General features: G+C 49.0%; 4 protein-coding genes. 3 read left to right on the top strand and 1 reads right to left on the bottom strand.

Annotated elements, in window-relative coordinates; genetic code table 11:
• Positions 1 to 777: 777 nt before the first annotated feature.
• Together G358_RS0115550 and G358_RS0115545 are read left to right on the top strand one after the other, a co-directional pair.
• Positions 778 to 1,950 carry a DUF4349 domain-containing protein gene (locus tag G358_RS0115550; RefSeq protein ID WP_019638162.1) on the top strand — a complete coding sequence of 391 codons (1,173 nt, stop codon included), beginning with the start codon at positions 778 to 780 and terminating at the stop codon, positions 1,948 to 1,950.
• A gap of 113 nt (positions 1,951 to 2,063) precedes the next feature.
• A complete protein-coding gene (locus G358_RS0115545) occupies positions 2,064 to 4,259 on the top strand; it encodes an alpha-galactosidase (RefSeq protein WP_019638161.1) in 2,196 nt (731 codons plus the stop codon).
• 99 nt (positions 4,260 to 4,358) lie between these two features.
• On the opposite strand, the gene G358_RS0115540 is transcribed toward G358_RS0115545, so the two are convergent.
• On the bottom strand, positions 4,359 to 5,609 hold the full coding sequence (locus tag G358_RS0115540; protein WP_019638160.1) for a methyl-accepting chemotaxis protein: 1,251 nt from the start codon (positions 5,607 to 5,609) through the stop codon (positions 4,359 to 4,361).
• A gap of 237 nt (positions 5,610 to 5,846) precedes the next feature.
• Between G358_RS0115540 and G358_RS0115535 the strand changes: the two genes are divergently transcribed.
• Positions 5,847 to 6,521, top strand: coding sequence for a helix-turn-helix transcriptional regulator (locus G358_RS0115535; RefSeq protein ID WP_019638159.1), 675 nt, complete (start codon positions 5,847 to 5,849; stop codon positions 6,519 to 6,521).
• The last annotated feature ends 49 nt before the right edge of the window (positions 6,522 to 6,570 follow it).

The raw sequence follows: 6,570 nt of genomic DNA, 5'->3' as shown, positions 1-6,570 counted from the left end.
AAGGCACTTGACAAGCTCACGCCGGAGCACGAGGCCCGGGAGCAAACGAAGGTTCGGGAGAGAATATGCGTGATTCGTTTGCACTAGGTTTGCCAAGAACTGAACGTGCGTTTCTAGCTTGCAAAAGCTCTCCTTGACGAAGGCATAACATGTGGTACCCAACCCACGGATAGCAGCGTGCCGACCGTCGCTCGCATTTTTGCTCTCGCGCCACGTGCTCAGGCAGAAAAAATAGAGGGTTTGACAAAAACGTTCATAGCAACGAATCTCAGACACTCTATTTGCGGTTTTTCCTCTGTTTGAAGCAGTAAAGACTGAAATAACGTTGCCCAGCTTCGTTACATTTTGAGAAGGGTTATTTTTACACAGATAGCGATCATCAGCTTCGTTATAAAATATCAGGGCTTAAATGAAGCCACTGTAGCGAATTACATTCGTGAACAAGAAGCACGTGATAAAGCCACAGATAAGCTGTGTGTAGAAGAGTATGAGAATCCGTTCAGCAGCAACAAGAGCAACAAGAGCAAGAAAGAAATAAAACAGTTTAACTGGTAAGTGAAAGTGACAAATAACACTGAGCTTGAACAGATTTGTGGTCAGGCTAGCGTCTTTAGGCGCAGTTTGGCAACAGGGGGGGGGGGTACCCCAAATACAAACCACCCGTTGGACGGGTGGTCATGATTATGGGGCGTTTTTAAAAATTTTCCCTTCCCGCGCCCGCTCTTTTTGCAACCTTCCAGACAATGGAAGCGTCCGACATAAAAAGGGGGAGTTACAATGCAAATAAAATGGAAAACAATGCTGCTTGTAGGGGGCATCGCAGGGGCGATTTTACTGGGAGGATGTGGAGCGGCAAGTGATGCCGGCGTATCCAGCAACAAAGCGGATTCCGGCACGGCGGCAGGGGATACCGGTTCGGCCGATTCAAGTTCAAACCTGTCGTTTAGCACCAGTGCTTCGTCAGAACAAAGCCTCGCCGCTGAGTCAGAGGCAGTCGTTGCGCAAAGTGAGAAATTTTCGGCAACTGATGGCCAAAACACATTAGCAGCCGAAGGAGGCGCAGCAGCAGCCGGGATGGGCACAGCCGTAGGGGGAACTGGAGCGGGAAGTACTGGCGCACAAGCTGCAGATGCTCCGGCGGGACTGAATAAAAAATTGATTTACCGGGCCAATGTTGTGCTGGAGGTGAAGGATTACAGCCGTGCACAATCCGAAGTACGTAATTTGGTCACTGTATCGGGCGGATATATCGTGGAATTTACAGAGAACCAGTCCCAGTATGAGCAGGGCGGGACGATCATACTTAAGGTGCCTTCGTCCGGTTTTTCCTCATTTTTAGATCAGCTGGAAAAGCTGGAGCATCAATCTTTGCAGCGCAGTATTCAGGGCCAGGATGTTTCGGAGGAATACGTCGATTTGGAATCCCGGCTTAAAGTGAAGCAGACGATGGAGGCTAGGTACCTGCAATTTTTGAATGAAGCGACGAAGAGCAGTCAAATGGTAGAGTTTGCGAATGAATTGGAACGAATACAGACGGAAGTGGAGCAAATCAGAGGCCGCATGCGGTATATTGATCAAAATGTTGCGTATTCTACCGTAGAAATCCGGCTCTATCAGCCAGAGGTGAACGAGATCAACCTTTCAGCCAAAAACACGGAACCGTTGGGCCAACGGGCTTGGAATGCTCTGGATGGCAGCCTTAAAGCGATATCTGTCTTTTTTCAATGGCTTATTGTGTTTTTGTCAGGGGCTCTTCCTGTACTGCTTCTAATTGCCGTCATCGCTGCACCACTCTGGCTCGTATACCGCAAGCGGCTGGTTCAAACAAGGGGTTATCATCATCATCGCAAAAATGCAGTCCATCCGCCCGCTGAGCCCCATCAGGAGAAAAAGGCTGATGAGCTGATAGATCAGGCTAAAACTCGTAATCCAGAGGGTGATGAATCGTAGTCAATCGTTAAATAGGACACAAAATTCCATATAGAATATCACTTTACTTACGTTACGTAACTTGCTGATCATAGTAGAATACATGGTATCAGTTATTGATTGGAGGATATGGAATGCCTATTTATTTTGAGAAATCTTCAGGTGTTTTTCATTTGCAATCAGCTCAAACGAGCTATATCATTCAACTGGTAAGAGGGTTTCCTGCCCATGTATATTATGGGCCGAAGCTGCGTCAGGGCAGCAATTTGGACGATTTGCTGTATCGGGTAGAACGTTCCTCATTCAGCCCTAACCCTCTTCCCGACGATAAAACGATCTCGCTGGACACTTTGCCGCAGGAGTACCCGCAATATGGTACGAGCGATTTCCGGAATCCGGCCTATCAAGTTAAGCTGGCCGATGGAACCCGCATTACCGAGCTGGTATATAAGTCACATCAAATTTTAGACGGTAAACCTGCATTGGAAGGGCTGCCGGCAACTTATACCGAACTGGATAGCGAGGCGCAGACGTTAGAGCTGGTGCTCCATGATGCTAAGGCAGGGCTCAGCGTAACGCTGTATTATACCGTTTTCGAGCAATTCAGTGCCATTGCAAGATCAGCCAGACTATCGAACGAAGCGGGAGAACCGCTGCAAATAATGAAGGCATTAAGCGCTTCGCTCGATTTGCCGGATGCTAATTATGACGCGCTGTATTTATCCGGCGCATGGGCTAGGGAACGCCATATTCAGCGAAGGTCACTTGCGCCGGGCGTAACCGGAATCAACAGCCGCAGAGGAGCAAGCTCGCATCAGTTCAACCCATTTCTAGCGCTGCTCCGTCCAGAAGCGAACGAGCGCCAGGGCGAGGTATACGGATTTAGCTTGATTTATAGCGGTAATTTTGTGGCGGAAGCCGAGGTCGATCAGTTCGGAACAACGCGCGTCTCGCTAGGCATCAATCCTTTTGATTTCTCCTGGCGGCTGGAGCCGGGGCAATCTTTCCAGACACCAGAGGCGGTGCTCGTTTACTCTTCCGAAGGTCTCGGGGGCATGTCCCGCACATTCCATAAGCTGTATCGTACAAGACTGTGCCGGGGGGAGCACCGGGATCTCGAGCGGCCGATTCTCGTCAACAATTGGGAGGCCACCTACTTTGACTTTAATGCCGACAAAATCGAGGCTATCGCGAAAAAGGGCGGTGAGCTCGGTATCGAGCTATTTGTGCTGGACGACGGCTGGTTCGGCAAAAGGGACTCGGACAACTGCTCGCTTGGCGACTGGATTGAGGACCGCCGCAAGCTGCCGGACGGTTTGAAGGATGTAGCGGAGCGCGTGAAGCAGACCGGGCTGCAGTTCGGCCTGTGGTTCGAGCCGGAGATGATTTCCCCGGACAGCGATTTGTACCGCAGCCATCCGGATTGGTGCTTGCACGTCCCGAATCACCGTAGAACGGAGGCACGCAACCAGCTAATTCTCGATATGTCGCGCGCGGATGTACGGGAATATTTGTACGACCGGCTTAGCGATATTTTTGCCAGCGTGCCGATTTCGTATATTAAATGGGACATGAACCGCAATATGACGGAGATCGGCTCTGCGCTCAGCTCCGCCGAACGGCAGAGCGAGACGGCTCACCGGTATATTCTCGGCTTGTATGAATTGCTGGAGCGATTGACTAGCGGGTTCCCGCATATTTTGTTTGAGAGCTGTTCCGGCGGCGGCGGGCGCTTTGATCCGGGAATGCTCTATTATATGCCGCAAACGTGGACAAGCGATGATACAGACGGCGTGGAGCGTTTGAAAATCCAATACGGTACAAGCATCGTCTACCCCGTTTCCACGATGGGCGCTCACGTATCGGCGGTACCGAACCATCAGGTGGGCCGTAAGACATCCTTGGAATTCCGCGGAGATGTAGCGATGTCCGGAAATTTCGGTTATGAGCTCGATCTGACGACATTTACGCCGGAAGAAGTTGAAATCGCTAAAGATCAAATTGCCCTCTATAAGGAAATTCGCGGGTTGGTGCAGCAGGGCGATCTGTACCGATTGTTAAGTCCATTTGAAGGCAATGAGACGTCCTGGATGTTTGTGAGCGAGGACCGGAGGGAAGCGCTGTTGTTCTACTTCCATGTGCTCGCTGAGCCGAATGCACCGTTGAAGCGCGTAAAGCTGGAAGGCCTCGACCCGATGCTGGATTATCAGCTGGGAGATTCAGATACGATTTACGGCGGCGACCGTTTGATGGCGGCCGGCTTGCCGATCACCTCTATTCAAGGGGATTTCGAAAGTAGAGTCATGCATTTGCGAGCGGTGTCGAAATAATATTTTGCGGCAACAAAGAAGAAGCCATGGTCGGGAGCCATGGCTTCTTTGCATATTCTTTTATTTCTGCTGCACCACGAATTAGAGCTTGAAGAACGACTAGAATTTGAAAATATGTATCGTTTTTTGCAGCTGGAAAACGGCGTTTTTCATTGCTTCCGTTTCTTCCGCCATCTTCTGGATGGACTGGATTTGCTCGTTCATCGATGCCGAAACCTGCTCTGTGCCTGCAGCGGACTGCTGGGTAATGGCCGAAATGTTCTGAATGGATTGAGAAATATGGTGTGCACTTTCCAGCATGTTCTCGCTTTCTTTGGAGAAAGCCTCGATTTGCTCAGAGATGTAGTGCACGCTTTGAACGATTTGTGCAAAAATTTGCTCCGCTTCCCGGATCATCATATTTTGCTGCTGTACGACCTCTTCATTGATTTTGATATTCTGCCCGGCCAGCTTTACATCATTCTCTATGCTGCGTACGAGGTTGAATACCTCTTTCGTGGATGAGGTCGATTCTTCTGCCAGCTTACGAACCTCGTGAGCGACGACCGCAAATCCGGCGCCATGCTCCCCGGCTCTGGCCGCTTCGATTGAGGCGTTGAGCGACAGCAGATTCGTTTGCTCGGCGATTTCGGAAATGGTCGCCGTAATGCGCGTAATGCCCTGAGCATTGATGGAGAGCGCATTGATTGACTCCGCCACCTTCTGTGTAGCTTCAATGTTGCGGCGCATGCCTTCCGCTTGTCTGGAGACGGATTCGCGCCCTCTTTCCACGAGCTCCAGAGTTTCGCTGGAACGGTCATTCATTTCCCTTGTAGAATCCGTGTAGTTGCTAACCTTATCTTCGATTTCTTTGATGGATTCAGTCATTCCGCTGACGTCTTCTGAAATTTCATTCGCTCCGATCGCCAATTCATTGGATGACTGGGCTACCTGCCCCATCACATTAATGAGCTCTTCATTTCTGTCTGAAATCGCCCGGCTGGAATCCATTACTTTACGGGTAATATCGGAAGTCTCCTGCAATATTTTACGCAGTCTATCGATCATGCTGTTGAAGGAGCGGCTTAAACTATCCATACTTCCGGATTCACTGATTTTGCTTGTGAAATCTCCTTTAGCGATTTTGGCAGAAGCATTGGAGATGTCATCAAACGATTCCGTAAGCGCTTTCTGTACATAGCGGGTTAGAGGGATGGTAAGCGCTGTTAGAACAACAACCAAGACGATCCCCGTCAAAAAGTTGCCCTGCAGAATAAAGAGGATCAAGGTTGGAATTCCAAATAGGGCGGCGATAAAATAACAAGCTGCTGAAATTTTACCGCTAAGGGGAAGTCTGTTGAACCATGACATAAGAATGATGCCCTCCTTAAAAAAATAGGATGTTTATCCCATTATATCATCCAAAAGGCCAGGCGGATATATCGACTTTTGAGATAATAGCAAAGAAATGGTGTAAATTGGCACGGTATTGAACCAAAAAAAACCTTGAAACCGCTTAAACCATCTTTTATGATTAAATTAGATAATAAATTATTATCGTGATAAGAATATTATTATTATTTCAAAAAAGCGAGAGTAGGGATACCTATGAAAGCAAATCGGCGGCTGTTAGAATCCTATTTTCCGATAGCCTCATTTATCGCGGCCATTGTCGGGCCGAAATGCGAAGTGGTCGTACACGACATTAGCGATCCGGAGCGATCGATCATTTTCATTGAAAACGGGCATATCAGCGGCCGGAAGATTGGAGACGGCTCTACGGATCTGGTGCTCAAAATATTGAAGGGGGAGGCATACCGGGAGCGGCAATACATCGTTAATTATCAGGCGACAGGCCCTCGGGGACAGAAATACAGATCTTCGACTTATTTCATAAAAGACGCGGAGGGGAAACTGGCCGGCTTGATGTGCCTCAACATCGATATTACACATATGGAGATTGCGGCCGAATGGATTAATCATGTGCTGCAGGGCAGTTCGCTTACCCCGCCGGTGCCTATGGACGCGCTTCCCGAGGATAAACCGCAGGAATCGGAATTTCTACAAGGCAATGTGGATGATTTGCTGCAGCACATTATCGCTAATACGCTAAGCAAAGTGCAACTGCCGATCGATCGCCTGTCCTCAAATGAGAAGATTGAAATCGTGAAAGAGTTGAATGAGCAGGGCGTATTTCTACTCAAGGGAGGCGTCTCCCAGGTCGCCAGCGCACTATCGATCTCTGAACCTACGGTGTATCGTTATTTGCAGAAGCTGAGATAGATGGATAGACACGTACAATTAAAAGGATTTTTAAAGGATATTCAATAGT

The sequence above is a fragment of the Paenibacillus fonticola DSM 21315 genome, from assembly GCF_000381905.1.
In the GTDB taxonomy this organism is placed as follows: domain Bacteria; phylum Bacillota; class Bacilli; order Paenibacillales; family Paenibacillaceae; genus Fontibacillus; species Fontibacillus fonticola.
This window is presented reverse-complemented; position numbering and strand designations above follow the sequence as displayed.

Bases quoted from the DNA above. Each gene is read 5' to 3' on its own strand.
- G358_RS0115550 (WP_019638162.1), top strand. From the start codon at position 778: ATGCAAATAAAATGGAAAACAATGCTGCTTGTAGGGGGCATCGCAGGG.
- G358_RS0115545 (WP_019638161.1), top strand. From the start codon at position 2,064: ATGCCTATTTATTTTGAGAAATCTTCAGGTGTTTTTCATTTGCAATCA.
- G358_RS0115540 (WP_019638160.1), bottom strand. From the start codon at position 5,609: ATGTCATGGTTCAACAGACTTCCCCTTAGCGGTAAAATTTCAGCAGCT.
- G358_RS0115535 (WP_019638159.1), top strand. From the start codon at position 5,847: ATGAAAGCAAATCGGCGGCTGTTAGAATCCTATTTTCCGATAGCCTCA.